Here is a 24,302-nt window from a genome sequence, read left to right as displayed (position 1 = left end):
GCGCGACGCAAGGCCGCAGCGGGGGCGGGCAGGGAATGACCGAAACGAGTAAGGGCTGGCTGGCGGGGTTTTACGCCGCGGCCCGAACGGCCCGGCTGGAGTCTGCTGGCTGGATCACCGCCGCGGCGTCGCTGTTGTGGCTGCCGCAGGCGGCGCTGGTGGCTGCGGTGATTGCGGGGCTGCTGGACCCGGCATCGGCGCAGGTCGGCCCGCTGGCGGGCACGGCGGGATTTGCGGCGCTGGGGCTGGTGCGCGCGGGGCTTGAGGTGCTGGCTGCGCGTTGGCTGATGGAGGGGGCCGAGGCGGCGCTGTCGCTGGCCCGGCGCGATCTGGTTGCCGCCGAAACCGCCCGCGCACCCAAAGACCCGTCACGTCCCGCGGCTGCCGCCGTTGCCGCGCTTGCCAGCGAAAAGCTGGCGCTGCTGGGGCCGTGGCTGATCCGGTTGCGCCCGGCCATGCTGCGGGCGCGGGTGGTGCCGCTGGCGATTCTGGCGGCGGCGCTGCCGCTAAGCTGGGTTGTCGTGCTGATCTTTGTGGTCTCGGGGCCGCTGATTCCGGTGTTCATGGCGCTGGTGGGTATGGCCGCGAAAGAGGCCAGCGCCCGCCAACTGGCCGAGGTGGGCACACTGAACACGCTGCTGCTGGAACGGCTTCAGGCGCTGGTCGATATCCGGCTGCTGGCGGCATCAAGCCGGGTGGTCGAGGGGTTTCGCGCCGCGGCCGAAGATTTGCGCGCGCGCACCATGGCGGTGCTGCGGCTGGCGTTTTTGTCCTCGGCGGTGCTGGAACTGTTTTCGGCCATCGGGGTGGCGATGGTGGCGGTCTATGTGGGCTTTCATTTGCTGGGGGCGCTGGGCTGGGGCAGTTGGGGCGGGCTGTCGGTGGGCGAGGGGATCTTTCTGATCCTGCTGGCCCCTGCCTTCTTTGAGCCGCTGCGCGATATGGCCGCCGCCTGGCACGACAAAGCCGCCGCCGAGGCCGTGGCCGAAGAGATGGCGGCGCTGGAGGCCGGGCGCGGGGCGCTGATGCTGGGCGCGGGGGCTGCGGTTGCGCCGCTGCCCGGCGCGCCGGAAATTGCGTTGCGGGGGGTGGCGGTGCAGATCGCCGGTCGCTGGCTGCGGCTGCCCGATCTGACCGTGGCACCTGGCGAAGCGCTGGCGCTGACCGGCCCCAGCGGCGTGGGCAAAAGCACCGCCTTGGCGCTGATTGCCGGCCTTCAGGCCCCCGATCAGGGGGAAATCCGGGTCGCGGGCCAGCCACTTGGCCCTGACACGGCCGATGCCTGGCGGGCGCGGCTGGGCTGGCTGCCGCAGGTGCCGCATTTTCTGGCCGGAAGCCTGCGGACGACGCTGTCGGCGGGGCCGGTGGCGCCTGCGGCCATGGCGGCGGCGCTGCGGCTGGCGCGGGCTGATGGCGTGGTGGCGCGGTTGCCGCGCGGCCTGCTGGCGCGTCTGGGCGAAACCGGGGCCGGGGTGTCGGGCGGCGAGGCGCGGCGGCTGATGCTGGCGCGCGTCGCGCTGGCCGCGCCGCAGGTAGTGCTGGCCGATGAACCGACAGCCGATCTGGACGAGGAAACCGCCACCGAAGTAACCGAGGCGCTGCTGGCGCTGGCTGCGGGCGGGGCCACGCTGATCGTGGCCACCCATGATGCGCGGCTGGCCGCGCGGATGGGCCGGGTGGTTGCGCTGGAGGGGGCGGTCTGATGCGGGCCTTGCGGGCAATTCTGCGCCGGATGTGGCGCGCCGAACGTGCCGCGCTGTTGCGCGGGGTGGCGCTGTCGGCGGTGGTGCTGATGGCGGGGGTGGCGCTTCTGGGCCTGTCGGGCTGGTTCATCACCGCCGCAGGGCTTGCGGGCATGCTGGGGCTGGGGCTGGTCTTTGACGTGTTCCGCCCGTCGGCCGGGGTGCGGATGCTGGCGCTGGGGCGCACTGCGGCGCGCTATGGCGAACGGTTGATTACCCATGACGCGGTACTGCGGGTGTTGGCCAGCCTGCGCGTGGCCTTGCTGGAGCGGTTGCAGCGCCTGCCCTATGGCCAGATGCTGCGCCTGCGCGGGGCGCAGACGCTGAACCGGCTGACCGCCGATGTCGATGCGCTGGACGGGGTCGCGCTGCGGCTGGCGATGCCGCTTGCGGCGGGAGCGGTGACGCTGGCGATTTCCGGGGCGATGCTGGCGTGGCTGGTGGCGCCCGCGGTGGCACTGTGGTCGGTGGCCAGCTTTACGCTGGGCGCGGCGGCAGCCCTGATCTGGGCCGGGCGCCGGGCGCTGGCCCCCTCGCGCCGGGCGGAACTGGCACAACAGGCGTTTCGGATGCGGCTGATCGATGCCCTGCGCGCCGCGTCCGATCTGGCGGTGCAGGGTCGGTTGCACATGCAACGCATGGCCGTTCTTGAGGCCGAGGCGCGCCTGCATTCTGCCCGCGATCAGGTCAACCGGGTGGAGCGGCGCGCGGGGTTTGCGCTGTCGGTCACGGTGACGCTGGCGGCGGCGGGGGCGCTGTGGCTGGGCTCGGGTCTGGCGCAGGCGGGGCAGATTTCGGTTGCGGCGCTAGCGCTGGGGTTCTTTGCCACGCTTGCCTTGGGCGAAATCACCGGGCCGCTGCGCCGGGGCATGGCCGATCTGGGGCGGATGATGGACGCCGCCCGCCGGGTCGAGCGGCTGCTGGCCGCCCCGGACCCGGCTCCGGCCCCCGCGGCCGCCGTCGCCGCGCCGCGCCCCGATCCGACGGCCCCGGCGCTGGCCTTTGCGGGCGTGTCGCTGGCGGCGCCGGGGTCGTCGCGCCCTGTGCTGGATGCGCTGTCGTTTGACCTGGCCGCCGGGGAATGCGTCGCGATGACCGGGCGCAGCGGCAGTGGCAAATCGCTGGTGCTCGCGCTCGCGGCGGGGCTGATCGCGCCGGATGCGGGCCGGGTGCTGCTGGCGGGTCAGCCGCTGGCCGACTGGCCCGAGGCCGACCTGCGCGCCCGGCTGGCGCTGTTGCCGCAGCGCGCGGCGCTGATGCGGGGGACGGTGTTCGAGGCGCTGGCGCTGGCCCGCCCCGATCTGACCGAGGCCGAGGCAATGGCGGTGCTTGAGGCGGTGCAACTGACCGGGGTGGTTGCGCAGAACGGCGGGCTTTCGGCGCGGCTGGGCGACGGCGGCGCGGGCCTGTCGGGCGGCGAGGCGCGGCGGCTGACACTGGCCCGCGCGATTCTTCGCCGCCCGCAAGTGCTGTTGCTGGACGAGCCTACCGAGGGGCTGGACCGGCCCACCGCCGAGGCCGTGCTGCGCGGGATTCGCCACGAATTGCCTGCCGCCGCGCTGCTGATCGCGTCGCATCGCGCTGTGGAACAAGAGTTTTCCGACCGTCTGCTAAGGCTGGATCAAGCGGCTGCGACGACCTGACGCCTGCGACAAAAAATTGCAGACCGGGATGATTCTTTGATCTGCATCAATTATACATAGAAGAATTATAATATACCGTTTCTCTATCTATTACGCCCTCCGCTTCGAGGGCAACTGGAGTGAAGAAATGGAGCTTGATGTCGTCGAGCTGTCGCGCCTGCAATTTGCGATGACAGCGATGTATCACTTCCTCTTCGTGCCGCTGACGCTTGGTCTGTCGATCATCGTGGCGGTCATGGAGACGGTTTACGTCATGACCAACCGCCCAATCTGGCGGCAGATGACGAAATTCTGGGCAACGCTGTTCGGCATCAACTTTGTGTTGGGTGTGGCGACTGGCATCACGATGGAATTCCAGTTCGGGATGAACTGGAGCTACTACAGCCACTATGTCGGCGATATCTTCGGGGCTCCGCTGGCTATCGAAGGGCTGATGGCCTTCTTCATGGAAGCCACGTTCGTCGGTTTGATGTTCTTTGGCTGGGACAAGATGTCGAAGGTGGCCCACATGATCGTGACCTGGCTGGTTGCGATCGGGTCGAACTTTTCGGCGCTTTGGATTCTGATCGCCAATGGCTGGATGCAGAACCCGGTGGGGGCCGAATTCAACCCGCTGTCGATGCGGATGGAGATGACTTCGTTCTTCGAGGTGATGTTCAACGAAGTGGCGCAGGCGAAATTCGTTCATACCGTTTCGGCGGGCTATGTGACGGCGTCGATCTTTGTTCTGGGCGTTTCGGCGTGGTACATGCTGAAGGGACGGCACATCGAGCTGGCGCGCCGGTCGATCGCGGTGGCAGCGGCTTTTGGCTTGGCCTCGGCGCTGTCGGTCGTGATTCTGGGCGACGAGTCGGGCTATTCGGCGACCCACAGCCAGAAGATGAAACTGGCCGCCATCGAGGGCATGTGGCACACCGAAGAAGCCCCCGCCAGCTTCACCGCCTTTGGTTTCCCCGATCAGGAAGCGCGCGAGACGCACTATGCGGTGCATATCCCCTATGTGATGGGTATGATCGGCACCCGCTCGCTTGATACCGCGATTCCGGGCATTGCCGAACTTGAGCAGAACGCGATCACGCGGATACGCTCGGGGATGATCGCCTATGACGACCTGATGAAAATCCGCGAGGCCAAGGGCGTTGTGGACGAATCCGTCAAGCTGTCGTTCGAGAACCACTCGGCCGATCTGGGCTTTGCCTTCCTCTTGAAGCGCTATATCGATGACCCGCGTCTGGCGACCGAAGAACAGATCCTGATGGCGGCGGAAGACACCATTCCCACCGTCTGGCCGCTGTTCTGGTCGTTCCGTATCATGGTCGGCCTCGGCTTTGCCTTCATCGCGGTTCTGGGCTACTTCTTTGTGGTCACGAACTGGAAGGGCATGAACTACCCGCGTTGGGCGCTGCGGATGGCGGTCATCGTCATTCCCGCGCCGTGGATTGCCGCCGAAATGGGCTGGTTCACCGCCGAATTCGGGCGCCAACCCTGGACGGTGGACGGGGTTCTGCCCACGGCCATGTCGGTCAGCCATCTGTCGGTGACAGATCTGGCCATAACGCTTGCAGGCTTTGTCACCTTCTACTCGATCCTGTTCATCATCGAGATGGGCTTGATGATCAAATACATCAAGAAAGGCCCCTATATGGATGTGGCCGAAACCGAGGAATGGACGCGCACGCACGAACGCCGCCTGTCTACCTTGGGCGACCCTGTCGTCATGCCTGCGGAGTAATCAGCCATGATCTTGCATGAACTTCTGAGTTTTGAACTGCTGCGCGTGATCTGGTGGCTGCTTCTGGGTGTGCTTCTGATCGGTTTTGCGCTGACTGACGGGTTCGATTTTGGCGTGGGGGCTCTGCTGCCTTTCGTCGGGCGCACCGATACCGAACGCCGCGTGGCGATCAACACCGTTGGCCCGGTCTGGGAAGGGAACCAGGTTTGGTTCATCCTTGGCGGGGGCGCGATCTTTGCCGCCTGGCCGCCGCTTTATGCGGTCAGCTTCTCGGGCTTCTACCTGGCGATGTTTGCGGTTCTGGCGGCGCTGATCCTGCGTCCGGTGGGCTTCAAATACCGGTCCAAGCGCGACAGCAAGCTGTGGCGCAGCTCGTGGGACTGGGCGCTGTTCGTGGGTGGCGCGGTGCCTCCGGTGATCTTTGGTGTCGCGGTGGGCAACGTGCTGCTGGGTGTGCCCTTCCACCTGACCGATGATCTGATGCCGATGTATGAAGGCACCTTTTACGGCAAGTTTCTGGGCCTGCTGAATCCGTTCTCGATCCTTGTTGGCGTGGTGTCGCTGTCGATGCTGATGATGCACGGTGCGGCATGGCTGGCGCTGAAAGCCGAAGGCCCGGTGCAGGCGCGCGCCCGCTCGATCGGGGCGGTCGCGGGGATTGTGGCGATTGCAACCTATGCGGCCGCGGGCCTTTGGCTGGCCTTCGGCATCCAAGGCTATGCGATCGTGGGTGAGGTGGTCAAAGACGGGCCGTCGAACCCGCTGCATTCCGAAGTGGTGCGCACGGCAAGCTGGCTGTCGGCCTATGCCGAACGCCCTTGGATCATCATCGCCCCGGTGCTGGGCTTTGTGGGCCTTGCGCTGGCGGTGCTGGGGCTGCGGTCTACCCGCGAGGTGTCAACGCTGTTGTGGTCCAAGCTGGGCATCTTTGGCGTGATTTCGTCGGTTGGCCTGACGATGTTCCCGTTCATCCTCCCCTCGTCTAAGATGCCCGCAGCCTCGCTGACGGTGTGGGACAGTTCGTCCTCGCATCTGACGCTGTTCGTGATGCTGATCTCGGCGCTGATCTTCATGCCGATGATCCTCGCCTATACGGCATGGGTCTATAAGGTGCTGTGGGGCAAGGTGACGGAGAAAGACATCACTGACAACAGCCATACCGTTTACTGAGGAGACACAAGATGTGGTATTTCGCCTGGATCCTCGGTCTGCCGCTGGCGGCGCTGATTGCCGTTGCCAATGCGATGTGGCTGGAAATGCTGAATGACCGCCGCATTGCCGAAGAGGCCGATGCAAAACGCTGATCCCTGAGACGCGTCCCTTCGCAACTCAGGCTCTGCCGCCCGGCCCGCAAAGGTCGGGCGGCTTTTTGTTCGCCTCACACCGTCATCGTGGCGGCCACTGCGCGTTGCCAGCGGGCGTATTTCTCGGCGCGGGGGGCGGCGTCCATCTGCGGGGCAAAGCGGCGTTCCAGCGCCCAGCCTGCACTGAACCCGTCGGGGCCGGGGCACAGGCCCGCCTGCATCCCCGCCAGCCATGCGGCCCCCAGCGCAGTGGTTTCCGTCACCCGCGGCCGGTCCACCGGGGCGCCCAGAATGTCGGCCAGAAACTGCATCGCCCAGTCTGACCGGGCCATGCCGCCATCCACCCGCAGCACCGCGCCAGTGGCGCCCGGCCAGTCGGCGCGCATCGCCTCCAGCAGGTCGCGGGTCTGGAAGCCCACGCTTTCCAGCGCCGCGCGCGCCAGTTCCGCGGGCCCCGAGTTGCGCGTCAGCCCATAGATTGCGCCACGACAGTCGGGCCGCCAGTAGGGCGCACCCAGCCCGGTAAAGGCGGGCACCAGAACCACCTGCTGTGCGGGGTCTGCGGCCCCGGCCAGCGCCTGGGTCTCGCCTGCCTCGCGGATCATCCTCAGCCCGTCGCGCAGCCATTGCACCACCGCGCCCGCAATGAAGATTGAGCCTTCCAGCGCATAGGTCGTCTGCCCGTTCAACCGGTAAGCGATGGTGGTCAGCAGGCGGTTGTGGCTGGTCACGCGGTCGGCGCCGGTGTTCAGCAGGGCAAAACAGCCGGTACCGTAGGTGGCCTTCATCATGCCTGGGGCAAAGCAGGCCTGCCCCAGCGTTGCCGCCTGCTGATCGCCGGCAACGCCCAAGACAGGGATTTCGTGCCCGAACAGGTCGGCCCGTGTCATGCCAAAGGGGGCGGCGCAGTCGCGCACCTCGGGCAGCATCGCCATGGGCACGCCAAAGGCGGCGCAAAGCCCCGCGTCCCATGCGCCCACGCCGATGTCATACAGCATCGTGCGCGCGGCATTGGTGGCGTCGGTGGCATGGACGCGCCCGCCCGTCAGCTTCCAGATCAGGAAGCTGTCGACGGTGCCAAAGGCCAGGTCGCCTGCCTCGGCCCGCCGCCGTGCGCCTTGCACGTGGTCCAGTATCCAGCCGATCTTGGTGGCCGAGAAATAGGGGTCCAGCAAAAGGCCCGTCTTCGCGGTCACCTCGGGTTCCAGCCCCTCGGCGCGCAGCCGGTCGCAGGCGGGGGCGGTGCGGCGGTCCTGCCAGACGATGGCGTTGTGCAAAGGTGTGCCCGTGGTGCGGTCCCACACAAGGGTCGTTTCCCGCTGGTTGGTGATGCCGATTGCGGCAATCTTGCGCGGATCAATTCCGCCGCGTTCCACCGCCGCGCGGGCAGTTGCCGCGACGCTGGCCCAAAGGTCGGCGGGGTCATGTTCCACCCAGCCGGGGGCGGGATAGATCTGGCGAAACTCTTGCTGCGCAACGGCTCGCACGCTTAGGCCAGCATCAAACAGGATCGCGCGCGATGAGGTTGTGCCCTGATCTATGGCAAGGATGAACGGCATCATGTCCTCCGGTCAGTCGGGGTTTTGGGCTTGCGCCATGAAGGCGGCAATCGCCGCCACCTGATCAGCGCCCAGCCGCAGCCCCAGTTTCGAGCGGCGCCAGATCACATCATCTGCGCTGCGAGCATATTCGCGGGTCATCATCCAGCGCAATTCCGCCTCGGTCAGGGTTGCGCCGAAATCGCGGCCCAGATCGGTTCGGCTGCGCGCCCCGCCCAGAACTGCGGGCGCCTCGGTGCCATAGGCGCGGATCAGCCGTGCAGCCCAGTCGGGTGCAAGAAACGGATAGTCGGCGCGCAGCGATGCGGTCAGCGCCGCGACCCCGTCATGCGGAAAATCGCCGCCCGGCAGCGGCACCCGCGCTGTCCAGCGGCCGGGCAAGCCGGGAAAAGCCGGGGCCAGCCGGTCCAGCGCGGCCTCGGCCAGACGGCGATAGGTGGTGATCTTGCCGCCAAATACATTCAGCAGTGCAGGGCCCTGCCGGTCCAGCCGCAGCACATAATCGCGCGTTGCCGCACTGGCCGAGGCGGCGCCATCGTCATAAAGCGCGCGCACCCCGGAATACCGCCAGACGATATCGGCGGGGGTGACAGGCCGGGCGAAATAGGCCGAGGCGAAGGCGCACAGATAGGCGGCCTCTGCCTCGGTGCACCTGGCTGTTTCAGGCGGGGCCGACTGGTCCTGATCGGTGGTGCCGATCAGGGTGAAATCCTGCTCATAGGGAATGGCAAAGATGATGCGACCGTCGCTGCCCTGAAAGAAATAAGCGCGGTCGTGGTCAAACAGGCGCCGGGTCACGATGTGACTGCCGCGCACCAGCCGCACGCCTTCGGGGCTGACGATCCCCAGCGTGTCGCGGATCACATCGCCCACCCATGGCCCCGCGGCGTTGACCAGCGCGCGGGCGCGATGGGTTGCCACGCCCGCAGGGCCATGGGTGGTGATCTGCCACAGATCGCCCGCGCGCCGCGCTGCGGTCACGCGGGTGCCGACCATGATACGCGCCCCGCGCGCCGCCGCATCGCGCGCGTTCAGCACGACCAGGCGGCTGTCATCGACCCAGGCATCTGAATATTCGAACGCGCGGGTGTATTTGGCCTGCAAGGCTCGGCCCGCCGGATCGTGCCGCAGATCGAGGCTGCGGGCGGCCGGCAGGATGCGGCGCCCGCCCAGGCGGTCATAGACCCACAGCCCCAGCCGCAACAGCCAGGCCGGGCGCCGCCCCTTCATCCAGGGCATCACCCTTGCCAGCAGCTGCGACGAGGGGGTGTCGGCCTCAAACCGCATTGCGGGGCTAAGCGGCAGCACAAAGCGCAGGGGCCAACTGATGTGCGGCATGGCGACCAGCAGGGTTTCGCGCTCGGCCAACGCCTCGCGCACCAGCCGCAGTTTGAAATATTCCAGATACCGCAGCCCGCCATGAAACAGCTTGGTCGAGGCTGACGACGTCGCCTGCGCCAGATCGCCCTGTTCCGCCAGCGCGACCGACAGCCCGCGCCCCGCCGCGTCGCGGGCAATGCCGCAGCCGTTGATGCCGCCGCCGATGATGAACAAATCGACCGGGTCGGTCCCAGGCTGGCATTCGGCCATTGCGCCCCCCTTTGGATGCCTTCCAAGGGACACGCGCCGCCAGTGATTTGTCAAAGGCTGGTTTCGTTGCGCCACGATTTTGTGCAAGCAACCCAAAGGTGCCCGATCTCGCCGCGCATTGCTGTGGCGGGGGCTGCGGCGGCAAGATAACTGGAATGTGTCTAAACTAGCGGATGCAGTTGTCGCACAGATCGGCTAACACGGCGAAGAAATATACATCCATAATAAAGGATTTCCCAATGGCGCTACGCATCAACGACATGGCCCCCGATTTCACCGTCGATTCGACGCAGGGGCAGATCAACCTGCATGACTGGATCGGCGACAGTTACGCGATCCTGTTTTCGCACCCGAAGGATTTTACCCCGGTCTGCACCACCGAATTCGGTGCGGTTGCCCAACTGGCCGGTGAATTCGCCAAACGTAACACCAAGGTGATGGGTGTTTCGGTCGATACGGTCGAAGAGCATATGCGCTGGAAATCCGATATCGAGATGGTCTCGGGAAGCCCCGCCGATTTTCCGATCATCGACGACACCGCGCTGACCGTGGCCAAGCTGTATGACATGCTGCCCGCCGAGGCCTACCTGCCCGGTGGCGACACCGCAGCCGACAGCGCTTCGGTTCGCACCACATTCATCATCGGCCCGGACAAGAAAATCCGGCTGATGCTGATCTACCCGATGACGGTGGGCCGCAACTTTGCCGAAATCCTGCGCGCGCTGGATGCGGTGCAGGCCGCTGACCGCCTGCCCATCGCCACCCCCGCCGACTGGACGCCGGGCGACGATGTGATCGTGCGGCTGAACGTCAGCACCGCCGATGCAACGGCCCGCTTTGGCGCGGTGAACGAGGTTCTGCCCTATCTGCGCACGGTGGCCCTGCCCGCCTGAGCGCCGCACAGACGGCAATGCAAAAGGCCCCGGATCGCTCCGGGGCCTTTTCTGTCTGATGAAACGCTCAGGCCTCGGCCGAGTCTTCTTTTGCCTTTTCAGGCGAGATTTCCTCGCCGGTTTCCTGATCGACCATCTTCATGCCCAGGCGCACCTTGCCGCGGTCGTCAAAGCCCAGCAGCTTGACCTTCACTTCCTGCCCTTCTTTCAGCAGTTCGTTCGGATGGTTCAGGCGCTTGCCCGAAATCTGCGACACATGGACCAGACCATCACGCTTGCCGAAGAAGTTGACGAAGGCGCCAAAATCAACCAGTTTCACCACCTTGCCGGTGTAGACCTTGCCTTCTTCGGGTTCGGCCACGATCGACCAGATCATGTCATAGGCCTTCTTGATCGAATCGGCATTGGCCGATGCGATCTTGATCACGCCGTCGTCGTTGATATCGACCTTGGCGCCCGAGGTTTCCACGATCTCGCGGATCACCTTGCCGCCCGAGCCGATCACTTCGCGGATCTTGTCGGTCGGGATCTGCATCGTCTCGATCCGCGGCGCATGCGCCGAGAATTCCTGACGGCCAGCGGTCAGCGCTTTGGCCATTTCGCCCAGAATGTGCATCCGGCCGTCTTTCGCCTGCGCCAGCGCCTGTTTCATGATCGCGGGGGTGATGCCGGCGATCTTGATGTCCATTTGCAGCGAGGTGATGCCCTTGTCGGTGCCGGCCACCTTGAAGTCCATGTCGCCGAGGTGATCCTCGTCGCCAAGGATGTCGGTCAGCACGGCCCATTTGCCGTCATCTTCCAGGATCAGGCCCATCGCTACACCCGCCACCGGCGCCTTCAGCGGAACGCCCGCATCCATCATCGACAGCGAGCCACCGCAGACCGAGGCCATAGAGGACGAACCGTTCGATTCGGTGATCTCGGACACGACGCGGATGGTGTAGGGGAAGTCGGTCGGTGCGGGCAGCACCGCCTGAAGCGCGCGCCAAGCCAGCTTGCCATGCCCGATCTCACGCCGTCCCGGAGGGCCGAAGCGGCCCACTTCGCCGACCGAATACGGCGGGAAGTTATAGTGCAGCATGAAGTTGGAGCGCGAGTTGCCGTGCAGCGCGTCGATGATCTGTTCATCATCGCCGGTGCCCAGCGTGGTGATGACCAGACCCTGCGTTTCGCCGCGGGTGAACAACGCCGAGCCATGGGTGCGCGGCAGGATGCCCACTTCCGACACGATCGGGCGCACGGTGCGGGTGTCGCGCCCGTCGATGCGCGGGCCGCCGTTGATGATGTCGCCGCGCAGGATCGAGGCTTCCAGCTTCTTGAACGCCGAGCCGAGGTTGATGTCGGCCAGTTCATCCTCGCCCAGAGCCGCTTTTACGGCATCGCGGGCGGCGGAAATGGCGTTCACACGCTCTTGCTTGTCCTTGATCGCGAAGGCTGCACGCATCTGCGCCTCGCCCAGCGATTTGACCTTGGCATAGAGCGCCGAATAGTCGGGCGCTTGGAAATCGAACGGCTCTTTGGCGGCTTCTTCGGCAAAGTCGATGATCAGGTCGATCACCGGCTGCATCGCCTTGTGGCCAAATTCGACGGCGCCCAGCATCTCGTCTTCCGAAAGCTCATAGGCTTCGGATTCGACCATCATCACTGCGTCTTTGGTGCCCGCGATGACCAGGTCAAGCCGCTGCTCGGGGTTCATGCGCAGGTTGTCCATGTCGGACACTTCGGGGTTCAGGACATAGGCGCCATGCGAGAAGCCGACGCGCGCCGCGCCGATCGGGCCCATGAAGGGCACGCCCGAAATCGTCAGCGCCGCCGAGGTGGCGATCATCGCCACGATGTCGGGGTCGTTCACCAGATCATGGCTCAGAACGGTGCAGATGATCAGCACCTCGTTCTTGAAACCTTCGACGAACAGCGGGCGGATCGGGCGGTCAATCAGGCGCGAGGTCAGCGTTTCCTTTTCCGAAGGACGGCCTTCACGCTTGAAGAAGCCGCCGGGCACCTTGCCCGCGGCATAGTATTTTTCCTGGTAGTGCACGGTCAGCGGGAAGAAATCCTGCCCCGGCTTGGCTTCGCGGGCGAAGGTCACGTTGGCCATGACCGAGGTTTCCCCCAGCGTGGCGATGACCGAACCATCCGCCTGACGCGCGATCTTGCCGGTTTCCAGCGTCAGGGTTTCCTGACCCCACTGGATGGATTTCCGAGTAACGTTGAACATATCTTTTCCTATAGATGCGCGAGGACCCTCCCCGCGCCGGTTGCGTACGGGCCCCATGCCCGTGGCTTCTTTTCCTTTCCCGGCTGCCCGCCCCATGAAGCCCGGTGGGGAGGCCGACACCCACGCAAGCCGCGCAGGTCGAAAGAGAAACGCGCCCCGCAGGGCGCGTTCCGTCAGATCAGCGGCGCAGGCCCAGACGACCGATCAGCGCGGTATAGCGCGCTTCGTCGCGGGACTTGAGGTAGTCCAGCAGCTTGCGGCGCTGGGCGACCATCATCAGAAGGCCACGACGCGAGTGGTTGTCCTTCTTGTGGCTTTTGAAGTGCTCGGTCAGCGTCGCGATGCGCGACGACAGGATGGCCACCTGAACCTCGGGCGAACCGGTGTCGCCTTCCTTGGTGGCATAGTCCTTGATCAGACGGGCTTTTTCTTCAACGGTGATCGACATCGGGTTCTCCTGTAAGGTTGGTGTGACGGCACAAGCCGGGATGTCGTCCAGCAGGGCCCTTGGCTCTGCCACGCGGGGCAGATGCGCGCCTATAGGGGAAATCGCGCGAAAAGGGAAGTGTTTTCCCTGTGCGGCCCGGCCTAGAACGCGATCAGCGGGCTGTCGGCGCGCAGGTAAAGCGGGTGTTTGGCCGAGCCGTCGGCGTTGCGGCCAAGGCAGAACAGTGGCTTGCCGGTGGCGCGCAGCGCCTCCAGCGTCGTGGCCACCACCGGGGAATAGCGCGGGGCCAGCTTGCCGTAAGCCAGCACCACCTGTTCGGCCTCGGCCGCCAGTGCAAGGATCGCGGGCAGGTTTGCGGGGCTGGCGGCAAGGCCCGGATCGGCGGGCAGATCGCGCGGCGAGGTGGCGCGCCAGTCCAGCATGTTGGCCTTGAGATAGCGGGTAAAGCCCCAGCGGCGCGCAAAGCCCAGTTCGCGGTGGCAGGTCGGGTCTGACACTGCCGCATCGGCGACCGAGGGGTTCATGCCAACAAACACCACAGCCCGCGGCACGGTGCCCGCGGGTGTCCAGTCGCGCACAAGGGTCTGGCGATAGCGCCCGCAGGGCGAAAACTGCGCCTCGCCCGCCACCCCGTCGGGCAGGCGGATGCGCACCCGCCCGCCGGGGTCATGCTGCGCCGCGGGGTCGGGCGCGCCGGTCACAGGTTGAACACCCGACTGGGGTGCAATTCGCCGGATTTGTAGATGCCCACGGCGACCGGCTGACCCTGAAAGCTGGCCCAGGCCTCCTCGCCCCACTCGGCTTCCGACGCAAACACCATGCCGGGGTTGCCGTTCTTCAGCCGCACCGCGCCTTCGGGGGTTGCCTTGACCTCGGGCAGATCGGCAAGGCCCACCTCCAGCGGCAGAAGGTGCGCCTCAAGGTCGGGGGTGCGGGCCAGCCGCTCGATCTCTTCCATGCTGATCCCGTCTTCGGCGTCGAACGGCCCCGACCAGACCCGGCGCAGGCACAGCACATGGCCAAGGCAGCCCAGCTTGGCGCCCAGATCGCGGGCGATCGACCGCACATAGCCACCCTTGCCGCAGACCATTTCCAGTTCCACCGTATCGGGGTCGGGGCGGGCGATCAGCGTCAGGCTTTCCACCCACAGCGGGCGGGCGGCCAGATCCATCTCTTCGCCGGCGCGGGCCAGCGCATAGGCGCGTTCACCATCGACCTTCACGGCGGAAAACTGCGGCGGCACCTGCATGATCTCACCGGTGAAGGCGGGCAGGGCGGCGGCGATGGCGTCATCCGCGGGTCGGATGTCGGACGTGGCGATCACCTCGCCCTCGGCATCGTCGGTGTTGGTGGCCGCCCCCAGCCGCACGGTGAAGCAGTAGCATTTCAGCGCATCGGTGATGTAGGGCACGGTCTTGGTGGCCTCGCCCAGCGCCACCGCCAGAACCCCGGTCGCGGCGGGGTCGAGCGTGCCGGCGTGGCCTGCCTTTTTCGCGTCCAGCGCCCAGCGGACCTTGTTGACGACCATGGTCGAGGTGACGCCCGCAGGCTTGTCCACCACCAGCCAGCCGGAAATGTCGCGTCCCTTTTTGCGTGCCATGATCGCCCCCTTGCTGCGAAGGCCGCGTGCTAGCCCCTGCGGGCCGGGCCGTCAACGTGCCTGCGCCACAAGCCCCACGATTGGCCCCATCGGCGCCCCGGTATCCGCGCGCCCCAGCCCCGGCGCGAACAGGCGCGACACCGAGCCGTCAAGATACAGCGCATTCGCTGCCCCCAGCTCATCCCGGAACAGCCGGGCAAAGGCGTGAAATGTCACCGGCGCGTTCGAGATGGCAAACCATGCGGTGTCGCCATCGGCGGAAACCCCCACGCCGTTGCGGGTGTTCAGGCTGTCACTGTCGGGCACGAAGCGGGGGTGAAGCGCGCCGTCGATCACCAGCATCGGCCCCGACTGGGTGGCAAAGCGGCACTCCGGGCCGGTAGCGGCATAGGCGCGCGATTCGATCACGGCAAATCGGTTGGCGATGCAGAAAACGCCGTTGGGCAGCAGGCCAAAGTTGCCCGGCCCTTCGCGCGTGACGATCGGCGCCGCCTGAGTGCCATTCTCGACATAAAGTCCGACGGGGCGCCGATCCGGGTGATACATCCCGGCATTCATTGCAAAAGCGATGGTTTCGCCGGGCGCAAGCCCTGCCTGCAACCGCTCGAACGTAGCCACGGGCAACCCGTCGGGCGCCTGCCACCACAGCCGCAGATCGGCGGGGGCGGTCACCTCGCAGACGGTATAAGAGGTGCCGTCATGGGTCAGGTCGCGGCAAGGTTCGGCCAGCGCCGGAGTGGCCAGCGCGATCAGCGCCAGCGCCTCAAGCGTCGGTTTCATCGTCGCTGTCGGGCTGCGCGATGTCGCGCTGCACACGTTCGTCGGCGAACATGCGGCGAGTTTCATCCAGCCGGTCAAAGGTTTCGTCAATCTGAAACCGCAATTCGGGCGCAAATTTCAGCGTCAGCCCCTTGGCGACCAGATGGCGCAACTCGCCCTTGTTGCGGCGCAGCGCCTTGAGCATGTCATCGGCGCCTTCGCCGCCCAAGGGCGCCACGTAGGCGGTGGCCACCTTGAGGTCGGGCGAGGTGCGCACCTCGCCCACGGTGATCGAGATGCGGTTGAGGTCCGGGTCATGCACATCGCCACGCAGCAGCACGTCGGACAGGGTGCGTCGGATCAGTTCGCCGACGCGAAGCTGACGTTGCGAGGGGCCATGCCCATGGGAAAAGCGCGATTGTGCCATGCGCTCCATGTAGGGCATGGACGCCGCCCCCGCAACGGGGCTTTGCCAAGCGCCGCGCACCGGGCTAAAGCTTGCCGATCATCAAGGAGGACCGCCATGACCGATCTGCCGGGCGTTGTGATTACCGGGGTTTCCGGCCGTATGGGCCGCATGCTGGCGGCCATGGTGGCCGCATCGGGCAAGGCGCGGCTGGTTGGCGCGGTGGAACGCGCAGGCCATGGCTGGGTCGGGCAGGATCTGGGAGCCGCCCTGGGCGGCGCGGCCAATGGCGTGATCGTGACCGATGACCCGCTGGAGGCATTTGCGACTGCGCAGGCGGTGATCGACTTTACCGCGCCCGCGGCGACGGTGGAATTTGCGGCGCTTGCCGCGCAGGCCCGTGCGGTGCATGTGATCGGCACCACGGGGTTCGAGCCCGCCCATCTGGCGGCACTGAAGGCCGCCGCCCGGCATGCGGTGATCGTGCGGGCGGGTAACATGAGCCTTGGCGTCAACCTGCTGGTGCAACTGACCAAACGCGTGGCCGCCGCGCTGGATGCCGATTGGGATGTCGAGGTGGTCGAGGCGCATCACCGGATGAAGGTCGATGCGCCCTCGGGCACGGCACTGATGCTGGGGCAGGCCGCCGCCGAGGGGCGCGGCGTCGATCTGGCCCAGAATCGCGAGGCCGGCCGCGACGGGCTGACCGGGGCGCGGGCGCGTGGCGCCATCGGTTTTTCGTCGATCCGGGGCGGCGACATCGTGGGTGAACATGATGTGATCTTTGCCGGTGAAGGCGAGCGGGTGATCCTGCGCCATGTCGCCACCGACCGCGCCATCTTTGCCCGCGGCGCGTTGCGGGCGGCGCTGTGGGGGCAGGGCCAGAAGCCCGGCGAATATGATATGCTCGACGTGCTGGGGCTTTAGTCCACGGTCTTGCGACTGCGCCGGTGCTGGACCTGTTCCAGCCGCGTGTGTCGTAGTGCTTCGACCAGAAGCGCGGTCAGCAGACCGATGTTCAACAGCCCGTTGGCCGCCGCCAGCCCACCCAGAATGCGCCATTCCTGGGGCAGCAGCACATCGCCGTAACCCAGCGTGGTGAATGAGACGAGCGAGAAGTAGACGGCCTCCTCGACCGTCGGAAAGATGCCCAGCCATAAATAGGCCACAGCCCAGACCCAGACCCCCGCAGTCATGATCACCAGCACCCATAAAGCGGCCAGCAGCACCACCGCCATCAGCTTTGGCCCGTGGGGTTCGCGCAGCATCCAGTCATGGGCGCGGGAAAAAAGCCATTCCATCGCCAGCGCGCTGAGCGCAGCGATCAGGATCGAAATCAGCATCAACCCGGACCCAAGCGCGATTTGCGTGACCATGGCCCCTCCCTGATGCCGCGCTAGCCTGCCGCGCCCCGCCCGGTCAAGCCCCCCCCCGCACTGGACAGGGCGCGCGGGGGCGACTATCTGCTAGCGATCATGGCCCAGAAATCAGACCCCAACTCCAAGATTATCGCCGAAAACCGCCGGGCGCGGTTCGACTACGCTATCGAGAGCGATCTTGAGGCGGGGATCATCCTGACCGGGTCCGAGGTGAAATCTTTGCGCACCGGGCAGTCAAACATCGCCGAAAGCTATGCCAGCGTCGAAGGTGGCGAGCTGTGGCTGATCAACGGCTATATCGCATCCTACAAACAGGCGGGCATCTTTGGCCATGAGGAACGCCGCCGCCGCAAGCTTCTGGTGTCGAAAAAGGAACTGTCGCGGCTGTGGAATGCTGTCGGGCGCGAGGGCATGACGATTGTTCCGATGCTGATGTATTTCAACGACCGTGGCATCGTGAAGCTGAAACTGGGCATCGCCAAGGGCAAGAAACTGGCTGACAAGCGCGCCACCGAGGCCAAGCGCGACTGGGACCGCCAGAAGCAGCGGCTTCTGAAGCAGGGCGGCTGAGGATCGGCTTGCCCCGTTCCCCTTGCCCGGTTAAGGAAACCGCAGAGCAGCAAGGGGTGCCGGACGATGGACGATCCGAAAACGCTTGTCTCCACCGATTGGCTGGAGGCGCATCTGAAAGACCCCGATCTGCGGGTGCTTGACGGGTCGTGGTTTCTGCCCACGATGGCGCGCGATCCCAAGGCCGAATATGCCGAAGGCCATATTCCTGGCGCGAGGTTTTTTGACATCGACGAAATCGCCGACAGCCGGTCTGCCCTGCCGCATATGGCGCCGCCGCCGGAAAAGTTCATCAGCCGGATGCGTGCGATGGGCGTGGGCGATGGCCATCAGGTCGTGGTCTATGACACGGCGGGTATCTTTTCGGCGCCACGGGTGTGGTGGACGTTCCGCCTGATGGGCAAGACCGACATTGCCGTTCTGGATGGCGGCCTGCCGAAATGGAAGGCCGAGGGCCGCCCGCTGGAAGACCTGCCCCCTGTGCTGCGCGACCGCCACATTACCGTGCAGCGGCAGGCGCATCTGGTCAAGGACGTGACGCAGGTTGCAGCCGCCTCGAAGCTGGGCGACTGGGAGATCATCGACGCGCGCGCGCCGGGGCGGTTCAACGGGGTTGAACCCGAGCCGCGGCCGGGGTTGCGGATGGGGCATATTCCCGGCTCGAAGAACGTGCATTTTGCCACGCTGCTGAACGCCGACGGCACGCTGAAATCGCCGCAGGCGCTGCGCGCGCTGTTCGAGGCGGCAGGCGTTGACCTTGCCAAGCCCGCGATCTGCACCTGCGGGTCGGGTGTCAATGCCGCGATGCTGGCGCTGGCGCTTGAGGTGATCGGCCACCGCAACCATGCCGTTTATGACGGGGCCTGGGCCGAATGGGGCATGTATAACGACCTGAAGGTCGCCACATCGAAAAACTAAAAGGGCGCATGATGCTGAACAACCTCAAACCGCAGGCCCCCGACAAGATTCTGGCTCTGATGGGCCAGTTCCGGGCCGATCCGCGCGCCGACAAGATCGACCTGGGCGTCGGCGTCTACAAGGATGCAACGGGGCTGACCCCGGTGATGCGCGCGGTCAAGGCGGCCGAAAAGCAACTGTGGGAAGCCGAGACGACCAAGACCTATACCGCGCTGGCGGGTGAGCCCGCCTATCACGCGGCGATGGCGGGCATGATCCTTGGTGCTGGCTATCCGGCCGACCGGGTGGCGGCGCTGGCGACGGTCGGCGGCACCGGGGCGATCCGGCAGGCGCTGGAGCTGATCCGCATGGCCAACCCCGATGCGACGATCTGGGTGTCGGACCCGACCTGGCCGAACCACCTGACGATTCTGGCCTATCTGGGCATGAAGACCCGGCTTTACCGTTATTTCGACGCCGATACGCGCGGCGTGAATTTCGCCGGCATGATGGATGACCTGAAAGAGGTGAAGGCGGGCGATGTGGTGCTGCTGCACGGCTGCTGCCACAATCCGACCGGCGCCAACCTGAACCTGACCGAATGGGCTGCTGTCGCTGATCTGCTCGAGCGCAGCGGCGCCATGCCGCTGATCGACCTTGCCTATCAGGGTTTTGGCGACGGGCTGGATGCCGATGCGGCGGGCACCCGGCTGATCGCGGCGCGCCTGCCGCAGGTTCTGATCGCGGCCTCGTGTTCCAAGAACTTCGGCATCTACCGCGAACGCACCGGCATCTTGCTGGCGCTGGCGCCCGACACCGCCACCCGCGATCTGGCGCAGGGCACGATGGCCTATCTGAACCGGCAGAATTATTCCTTTGCCCCCGATCACGGCGCGCGTCTGGTCACGATGATCCTGACCGATGCCAGCCTGCGCAAGGAATGGGAAACGGAGCTGGAGCAGGTGCGCCTGTCGATGCTGGGCCTGCGCGAGCAGCTTGCGTCGGAACTGCGCGCGCTGGCCGGGTCTGACCGGTTCGGATTCATCGCCCAGCACCGGGGCATGTTCTCGCGTCTGGGGGCCAGCCCCGAACAGGTGGAACGGCTGCGCGCCGAGCATGGCATCTACATGGTGGGCGACTCGCGGCTGAACATCGCCGGGCTGAATGCCACCACGGTGCCGATCCTGGCCCGTGCGATTATTGACTGCGGGATCTGAACTGCCGCCACCGACAATGAAAAAGGCAGGGCTTTCGCCCTGCCTTTGCGTTTTTGCCGCCCGAAGGATCAGCTGTGGTAGGCAGTTTCGCCGTGCGACGACAGGTCGAGGCCTTCGCGTTCGGCGTCGCTGTCCACCCGCAGGCCGATGACCATGTCGACCAGCTTGTAGAGCACGATCGAGCCGATACCGCACCACAGGATGGTCACGCCCACGGCCTGCGCCTGAATGATCACCTGGCCGACGATCGAATAGTCGTCGCCCTTCACGCCACCGAGGCTGGCGGCCGAGAACACGCCGGTGCCGATCGCGCCAACGATGCCGCCCACGCCATGGATGCCGAACACATCAAGGCTGTCGTCATAGCCGAACTTCTGCTTCACGACCGCCACAAAGAAGTAGCAGACCACCGAAGCAATGGCGCCAAGGAGGATCGCGCCAACCGGCCCGATGGTGCCCGCCGCCGGGGTGACGGCGACCAGACCCGCCACCAGACCCGAGGCCGCACCCAGCATCGAAGCCTTGCCGCGCAGCATCGCTTCCAGTGCAGACCAGGCGAGGATGGCGCCGGCGGTTGCAGTGAAGGTATTGATCATCGCCAGACCGGCGCCGCCATTGGCCTCAAGGTTGGAGCCGGCGTTGAAGCCGAACCAGCCCACCCACAGGATGCCCGCGCCGACCAGCGTCAGCGTCATCGAATGCGGAGCCATCATGTCTTTGCCGTAGCCGATGCGCTTGCCCACCATGATTGCGCCGATCAGGGCCGCAACACCGGCGTTGATGTGCACCACCGTGCCGCCCGCAAAGTCAAGCGCGCCCATGCCGAACAGCAGACCGCTTGCATCCCAGACCATGTGCGCGATCGGGAAGTAGACGAAGGTCACCCACAGCGCGATAAAGGCCAACACCGCCGCGAATTTCGCACGCTCCGCGAAAGATCCGATGATCAGCGCCGCCGTGATGACCGCAAAGGTCATCTGGAACGAGATGAACACGAATTCCGGGATCACGACGCCAGCGGTAAAGGTCGCCGACATGCTTTCCATCGTCACGCCCGACAGGAACATCTTGCCCAGGCCGCCCCAGAACGGGTTGGTGCCGCCACCGAAGCTCATCGAATAGCCCCAGAACACCCAGATCACCATCACAACGGCGGCGATCAGCGTGGTCTGCATCAGCACCGACAGCATGTTCTTGGAGCGCACAAGGCCGCCGTAGAACAGCGCGAGGCCCGGAATGACCATAAACAGCACCAAGAGGGTGGAAGTCATCATCCAGGCCACGTCGCCCTTGTTCATCACGTCGGCGGGCGCTTCGGCCACAGCTTCGGCAACGGCTTCGGCCACTGGCGCGGCTTCCTGCGCCAGCGCTGGCAGGGCGGCGGCGCCGATCAGCGCCGCAAGCCCCGTAAGTTTCGCAAGGTTGGTCATATCTCTTGTCCCCTGATCCGCCCGCGTCACAGCGCGTCGTCGTTGGTTTCGCCGGTCCGCACGCGCACGGCCTGCGCCACATCCAGCACGAAAATCTTGCCGTCACCGATCTTGTCGGTCTTGGCTGCCTTCAGGATCGTTTCCACCACCTCGTCGGCCAGCGGATCGGGAACCACGATCTCCAGCTTGACCTTGGGCACGAAGTTCACGGCATATTCCGCGCCGCGGTAGATTTCGGTGTGGCCGGACTGCGAGCCGAAGCCCTTGATCTCGGTCACCATCATGCCACGCACGCCGATGGTGGTAAGCGCCTCGCGCACCTCCTCGAGCTTGAACGGCTTGATTGCTGCAATGATGAGTTTCACGTCGTTGTCCCTTCCTTTGTCAGCATCCCGTCAAATGTGTCTGGGCCTTCTGATGCAGACAGAAGGCCCAGATCACGGGCGCGGCACAAGAAAAGGGGCGGGGGTGGCAGGCGGAAATATCGACTATATTGCACAAAATTTGCACAATTGCTGGCGTACGCCTAAATATTGCGCGGTGAGAAAACCGAATCGCTGCGCAAAGTCGCTCCACAAGGCGGCCAAGCGCGTGTAGTGTCGGCGCCCAAAGAGCAGTATCAACGCAGGTCGGGGAATGGCGCAAACAGGCGGGCGGCGGTCGTCGCTGGTGGCGGACAGGCGGTATCCATCCTCGGGGCCGCAGCCGAAAAAAACTGGCGGGTCGGGGTCTGGCAAGGGGGCGGGCGGGCGGCGCAAAAGCCCACCCAAACGGGCGCCGCAGCGGCGCAACCCGGTTCTGGCTGCCTTGCTGTGGCCGTTCCGTCTGGTCTGGCGCATTCTGTGGGGCGTCGGCTGGCGGGTGGGCGCTATCGGCGCGATGATCCTGGGGTTGGCCAGCTTTTATTTTTATGCGCAACTGCCCGAGGTCGCCACGCTGCTGGACGGGCGCCACCGCGGGTCGGTCACGCTGCTGGACCGCGACGGCAAGGTGTTTGCCTGGCGTGGCGAAACCTTTGGCGGCCAGATCACCGCGGCCAATGTTTCGCCGCATCTGAAGAACGCGGTGATCGCCACCGAGGACAAGCGGTTTTATGGCCACTTCGGCGTGTCCCCCCGCGGCATTCTGGGCGCGGTCCGCATCAACCTGTCTGAAGGGCGCGGCCCGCTGGAGGGCAATGGCGGCTCCACCATCACGCAACAGGTGGCCAAGCTGCTGTGCCTGGGCGTGCCCTATGACCCCAAGGCCTGGAAATCCGAAGCGGCCTATGAGGATGACTGTCGCGGCGGCGGCGTGTGGCGCAAGGTCAAGGAAATTCCCTATGCCATCGCTATGGAGGCGAAATACACCAAGGAGGAGATCCTGACGATCTACCTCAACCGCGCCTACATGGGCGCGGGCGCGCGTGGCTTTGAGGCGGCGGCACAGCGGTATTTCGGCAAATCGGCCGCCAATGTCACTGCGCAAGAGGCGGCGATGCTGGCCGGACTTCTGAAGGCACCCTCGCGCTATGCGCCGACCACGAACCTTGCCCGCTCGCAGGAGCGTGCGGCGATGGTTCTGGCGCTGATGCACGATCAGGGCTATCTGAACGACGCCGCCTATTCGACCGCCAAGGCCAATCCAGCCGTGCTGAGCCAGGCGGCGCAGGATAGGGCAGGCGGCTATTTTGCCGATTGGGTGATGGGCGCGGGCCCCGATTTCTTGACCACCGACACCACCGAAGACGTGGTGATTCAGACGACGCTGGACCAGCGGCTGCAGCGCGCAGCGGAAACTGCCTTGGCCGAGGTGTTTGCCAGCAAGGTGAAAGAAGGCTCAAAGGCCGAGGCGGCGGTTGTGGTGATGTCGGCCGATGGCGCGGTGCGCGCCATGGTCGGCGGCCGTCAGGCCAAGGTTTCGGGTGCCTTCAACCGCGCTACGCAAGCCCGGCGGCAGACCGGATCGACCTTCAAGCCCTTTGTCTATGCCGCAGCGCTGGATATGGGCTACACTCCCGACACCATCGTGCAGGATGGGCCGCTGACGCTGAACATCAAGGGCTCTGGCCCGTGGTCGCCGCAGAACTATGGTGGCGAATATGCGGGCTCGGTGCCGCTTTGGACCGCGCTGTCAAAATCGCTCAACACCGCCACGGTGCGTGTGTCAGAGGCGGTGGGCCGTGCGGCTGTGCGGCAGGTGGCACAGGATTTCGGCTTTGCCTCTGATCTGGCCGATGGTCCAGCGGTCGCGCTGGGGGTGTCTGAATCGACGCTGCTGGAAATGACTGGTGCCTATGCGGGCATTCTGAACGGTGGATCGTCGGTCAAGCCTTATGGTCTGGTCGAGTTGCGGATCAAGGGCGACGATACCGCGCTGATCGGTCAGACTGGCGGCATGGGCGAGCGGGTGATCTCAGAGAAGGCCGCGCGCGAACTGATCTGGATGATGCATCAGGTGATCGAGCGCGGCACCGGCGGGCGGGCAAAACTGCCGGGCCGCGAGGCGGCGGGCAAGACCGGCACCACCCAGGCCGCGCGCGATGCCTGGTTCATCGGGTTCACCGCCGATTATGTGGCGGGCGTCTGGATGGGCTATGACGATAACACCCCCTTGTCGGGCGTGACCGGGGGCGGCCTGCCCGCGCAAATATGGCAGGCGGTGATGAGTCGTGTGCAAGAGGGCTTGCCCGCCACGCCGCTGCCGATGGCGCATCCGGGCGATTGGTATGTGGCCCCGCCGGCCCCGGTGGAGCCTGCGGCACCGCGTTATGACGGGCAAGTGTGGGGCGCTGCCCCGCAGCAGCCGCAGCCGGTTGCGCCGCGGCAGCCGAACGATGGCGTTCTGATCGAGCGTATCTTGCGCGATGTGTTGGGGACTCTGGGCCGCAACTGAACGCGAACGGCGCCCCGAAGGGCGCCGTTTCACGCGATCAG

General features: G+C 65.7%; 22 protein-coding genes. 11 read left to right on the top strand and 11 right to left on the bottom strand.

The window, feature by feature from the left end:
• Positions 1 to 35 precede the first annotated feature (35 nt).
• The 5 genes from C5F46_RS03260 to cydX all read left to right on the top strand — a co-directional run bounded on the left by C5F46_RS03260 (position 36) and on the right by cydX (position 6,421).
• Positions 36 to 1,703, top strand: a complete 1,668-nt coding sequence (locus C5F46_RS03260) for an ATP-binding cassette domain-containing protein (protein WP_107323932.1) — start codon at positions 36 to 38, stop codon at positions 1,701 to 1,703.
• Complete coding sequence (gene cydC / locus C5F46_RS03255) at positions 1,703 to 3,385, top strand: thiol reductant ABC exporter subunit CydC (RefSeq protein WP_107323931.1); 1,683 nt, start codon at positions 1,703 to 1,705, stop codon at positions 3,383 to 3,385. The genes C5F46_RS03260 and cydC overlap by 1 nt, the downstream gene beginning before the upstream one ends.
• A 127-nt stretch (positions 3,386 to 3,512) precedes the next feature.
• On the top strand, positions 3,513 to 5,117 hold the full coding sequence (locus tag C5F46_RS03250; RefSeq protein ID WP_107323930.1) for a cytochrome ubiquinol oxidase subunit I: 1,605 nt from the start codon (positions 3,513 to 3,515) through the stop codon (positions 5,115 to 5,117).
• Positions 5,118 to 5,123: 6 nt separating this feature from the next.
• Positions 5,124 to 6,287: a cytochrome d ubiquinol oxidase subunit II gene (gene cydB / locus C5F46_RS03245; protein WP_107323929.1), complete on the top strand. Its 1,164-nt coding sequence runs from the start codon at positions 5,124 to 5,126 to the stop codon at positions 6,285 to 6,287.
• An 11-nt stretch (positions 6,288 to 6,298) separates the two neighbouring features.
• On the top strand, positions 6,299 to 6,421 hold the full coding sequence (cydX, locus tag C5F46_RS03240; protein ID WP_107323928.1) for a cytochrome bd-I oxidase subunit CydX: 123 nt from the start codon (positions 6,299 to 6,301) through the stop codon (positions 6,419 to 6,421).
• Positions 6,422 to 6,495: 74 nt separating this feature from the next.
• Here the strand turns inward: cydX and glpK are convergent, their stop codons facing one another.
• Both glpK and glpD read right to left on the bottom strand, forming a co-directional pair.
• Positions 6,496 to 7,980, bottom strand: coding sequence for a glycerol kinase GlpK (gene glpK / locus C5F46_RS03235; protein WP_107324011.1), 1,485 nt, complete (start codon positions 7,978 to 7,980; stop codon positions 6,496 to 6,498).
• A 12-nt stretch (positions 7,981 to 7,992) separates the two neighbouring features.
• Positions 7,993 to 9,570 carry a glycerol-3-phosphate dehydrogenase gene (gene glpD, locus C5F46_RS03230; RefSeq protein WP_107323927.1) on the bottom strand — a complete coding sequence of 526 codons (1,578 nt, stop codon included), beginning with the start codon at positions 9,568 to 9,570 and terminating at the stop codon, positions 7,993 to 7,995.
• 239 nt (positions 9,571 to 9,809) lie between these two features.
• Between glpD and C5F46_RS03225 the strand changes: the two genes are divergently transcribed.
• Positions 9,810 to 10,463: a peroxiredoxin gene (locus tag C5F46_RS03225; protein WP_107323926.1), complete on the top strand. Its 654-nt coding sequence runs from the start codon at positions 9,810 to 9,812 to the stop codon at positions 10,461 to 10,463.
• Between the two features lie 67 nt (positions 10,464 to 10,530).
• Here the strand turns inward: C5F46_RS03225 and pnp are convergent, their stop codons facing one another.
• The 6 genes from pnp to rbfA form a co-directional block, all read right to left on the bottom strand.
• Complete coding sequence (gene pnp, locus C5F46_RS03220; protein ID WP_107323925.1) at positions 10,531 to 12,681, bottom strand: polyribonucleotide nucleotidyltransferase; 2,151 nt, start codon at positions 12,679 to 12,681, stop codon at positions 10,531 to 10,533.
• Positions 12,682 to 12,859: 178 nt separating this feature from the next.
• Positions 12,860 to 13,129, bottom strand: coding sequence for a 30S ribosomal protein S15 (gene rpsO, locus C5F46_RS03215; protein WP_107323924.1), 270 nt, complete (start codon positions 13,127 to 13,129; stop codon positions 12,860 to 12,862).
• Positions 13,130 to 13,269: 140 nt separating this feature from the next.
• Positions 13,270 to 13,830, bottom strand: a complete 561-nt coding sequence (locus C5F46_RS03210; RefSeq protein WP_107323923.1) for a DUF1643 domain-containing protein — start codon at positions 13,828 to 13,830, stop codon at positions 13,270 to 13,272.
• Entirely contained in the window at positions 13,827 to 14,729 is a 903-nt protein-coding gene (gene truB, locus C5F46_RS03205) for a tRNA pseudouridine(55) synthase TruB (RefSeq protein ID WP_107323922.1), read from the bottom strand. Before truB ends, C5F46_RS03210 begins: the two co-directional genes overlap by 4 nt.
• Positions 14,730 to 14,780: 51 nt before the next feature.
• Positions 14,781 to 15,509: a phosphodiester glycosidase family protein gene (locus C5F46_RS03200; RefSeq protein ID WP_107323921.1), complete on the bottom strand. Its 729-nt coding sequence runs from the start codon at positions 15,507 to 15,509 to the stop codon at positions 14,781 to 14,783.
• Positions 15,493 to 15,915, bottom strand: coding sequence for a 30S ribosome-binding factor RbfA (gene rbfA / locus C5F46_RS03195; protein WP_181317728.1), 423 nt, complete (start codon positions 15,913 to 15,915; stop codon positions 15,493 to 15,495). Before rbfA ends, C5F46_RS03200 begins: the two co-directional genes overlap by 17 nt.
• 96 nt (positions 15,916 to 16,011) lie before the next feature.
• Here rbfA and dapB point away from each other — a divergent pair, with 96 nt between their 5' ends.
• Entirely contained in the window at positions 16,012 to 16,821 is an 810-nt protein-coding gene (gene dapB, locus C5F46_RS03190) for a 4-hydroxy-tetrahydrodipicolinate reductase (RefSeq protein ID WP_107323920.1), read from the top strand.
• On the opposite strand, the gene C5F46_RS03185 is transcribed toward dapB, so the two are convergent.
• On the bottom strand, positions 16,818 to 17,270 hold the full coding sequence (locus tag C5F46_RS03185; protein WP_107323919.1) for a potassium channel family protein: 453 nt from the start codon (positions 17,268 to 17,270) through the stop codon (positions 16,818 to 16,820). The two genes, dapB and C5F46_RS03185, sit on opposite strands and share 4 nt — an antisense overlap.
• 99 nt (positions 17,271 to 17,369) lie before the next feature.
• Here C5F46_RS03185 and smpB point away from each other — a divergent pair, with 99 nt between their 5' ends.
• The 3 genes from smpB (at position 17,370) to C5F46_RS03170 (ending at position 19,957) form a co-directional block, all read left to right on the top strand.
• The gene (gene smpB / locus C5F46_RS03180; RefSeq protein ID WP_107323918.1) at positions 17,370 to 17,843 is read left to right on the top strand and encodes an SsrA-binding protein SmpB; all 474 of its coding nucleotides are present in this window, start codon (positions 17,370 to 17,372) and stop codon (positions 17,841 to 17,843) included.
• Between the two features lie 66 nt (positions 17,844 to 17,909).
• The gene (sseA, locus tag C5F46_RS03175) at positions 17,910 to 18,761 is read left to right on the top strand and encodes a 3-mercaptopyruvate sulfurtransferase (RefSeq protein ID WP_107323917.1); all 852 of its coding nucleotides are present in this window, start codon (positions 17,910 to 17,912) and stop codon (positions 18,759 to 18,761) included.
• A gap of 11 nt (positions 18,762 to 18,772) precedes the next feature.
• On the top strand, positions 18,773 to 19,957 hold the full coding sequence (locus C5F46_RS03170; protein WP_107324009.1) for an amino acid aminotransferase: 1,185 nt from the start codon (positions 18,773 to 18,775) through the stop codon (positions 19,955 to 19,957).
• 68 nt (positions 19,958 to 20,025) lie between these two features.
• On the opposite strand, the gene C5F46_RS03165 is transcribed toward C5F46_RS03170, so the two are convergent.
• Positions 20,026 to 21,387: an ammonium transporter gene (locus C5F46_RS03165; RefSeq protein WP_107323916.1), complete on the bottom strand. Its 1,362-nt coding sequence runs from the start codon at positions 21,385 to 21,387 to the stop codon at positions 20,026 to 20,028.
• A 26-nt stretch (positions 21,388 to 21,413) separates the two neighbouring features.
• On the bottom strand, positions 21,414 to 21,752 hold the full coding sequence (locus C5F46_RS03160; protein ID WP_107323915.1) for a P-II family nitrogen regulator: 339 nt from the start codon (positions 21,750 to 21,752) through the stop codon (positions 21,414 to 21,416).
• A gap of 271 nt (positions 21,753 to 22,023) precedes the next feature.
• Here C5F46_RS03160 and C5F46_RS03155 point away from each other — a divergent pair, with 271 nt between their 5' ends.
• On the top strand, positions 22,024 to 24,261 hold the full coding sequence (locus tag C5F46_RS03155) for a transglycosylase domain-containing protein (RefSeq protein WP_107323914.1): 2,238 nt from the start codon (positions 22,024 to 22,026) through the stop codon (positions 24,259 to 24,261).
• Positions 24,262 to 24,302 lie beyond the last annotated feature (41 nt).

The sequence above is a fragment of the Phaeovulum veldkampii DSM 11550 genome (assembly GCF_003034995.1).
GTDB classification, from domain to species: Bacteria; Pseudomonadota; Alphaproteobacteria; order Rhodobacterales; family Rhodobacteraceae; genus Phaeovulum; species Phaeovulum veldkampii.
Note: the sequence above shows the minus strand (reverse complement) of the source record. Positions and strands in the feature narration are given on the sequence as shown.

Coding starts and splice junctions, on each gene's coding strand:
- C5F46_RS03260 (WP_107323932.1), top strand. CDS start 36: ATGACCGAAACGAGTAAGGGCTGGCTGGCGGGGTTTTACGCCGCGGCC.
- cydC (WP_107323931.1), top strand. CDS start 1,703: ATGCGGGCCTTGCGGGCAATTCTGCGCCGGATGTGGCGCGCCGAACGT.
- C5F46_RS03250 (WP_107323930.1), top strand. CDS start 3,513: ATGGAGCTTGATGTCGTCGAGCTGTCGCGCCTGCAATTTGCGATGACA.
- cydB (WP_107323929.1), top strand. CDS start 5,124: ATGATCTTGCATGAACTTCTGAGTTTTGAACTGCTGCGCGTGATCTGG.
- cydX (WP_107323928.1), top strand. CDS start 6,299: ATGTGGTATTTCGCCTGGATCCTCGGTCTGCCGCTGGCGGCGCTGATT.
- glpK (WP_107324011.1), bottom strand. CDS start 7,980: ATGCCGTTCATCCTTGCCATAGATCAGGGCACAACCTCATCGCGCGCG.
- glpD (WP_107323927.1), bottom strand. CDS start 9,570: ATGGCCGAATGCCAGCCTGGGACCGACCCGGTCGATTTGTTCATCATC.
- C5F46_RS03225 (WP_107323926.1), top strand. CDS start 9,810: ATGGCGCTACGCATCAACGACATGGCCCCCGATTTCACCGTCGATTCG.
- pnp (WP_107323925.1), bottom strand. CDS start 12,681: ATGTTCAACGTTACTCGGAAATCCATCCAGTGGGGTCAGGAAACCCTG.
- rpsO (WP_107323924.1), bottom strand. CDS start 13,129: ATGTCGATCACCGTTGAAGAAAAAGCCCGTCTGATCAAGGACTATGCC.
- truB (WP_107323922.1), bottom strand. CDS start 14,729: ATGGCACGCAAAAAGGGACGCGACATTTCCGGCTGGCTGGTGGTGGAC.
- C5F46_RS03200 (WP_107323921.1), bottom strand. CDS start 15,509: ATGAAACCGACGCTTGAGGCGCTGGCGCTGATCGCGCTGGCCACTCCG.
- rbfA (WP_181317728.1), bottom strand. CDS start 15,915: ATGGCACAATCGCGCTTTTCCCATGGGCATGGCCCCTCGCAACGTCAG.
- dapB (WP_107323920.1), top strand. CDS start 16,012: ATGACCGATCTGCCGGGCGTTGTGATTACCGGGGTTTCCGGCCGTATG.
- C5F46_RS03185 (WP_107323919.1), bottom strand. CDS start 17,270: ATGGTCACGCAAATCGCGCTTGGGTCCGGGTTGATGCTGATTTCGATC.
- smpB (WP_107323918.1), top strand. CDS start 17,370: ATGGCCCAGAAATCAGACCCCAACTCCAAGATTATCGCCGAAAACCGC.
- sseA (WP_107323917.1), top strand. CDS start 17,910: ATGGACGATCCGAAAACGCTTGTCTCCACCGATTGGCTGGAGGCGCAT.
- C5F46_RS03170 (WP_107324009.1), top strand. CDS start 18,773: ATGCTGAACAACCTCAAACCGCAGGCCCCCGACAAGATTCTGGCTCTG.
- C5F46_RS03165 (WP_107323916.1), bottom strand. CDS start 21,387: ATGACCAACCTTGCGAAACTTACGGGGCTTGCGGCGCTGATCGGCGCC.
- C5F46_RS03155 (WP_107323914.1), top strand. CDS start 22,024: ATGGCGCAAACAGGCGGGCGGCGGTCGTCGCTGGTGGCGGACAGGCGG.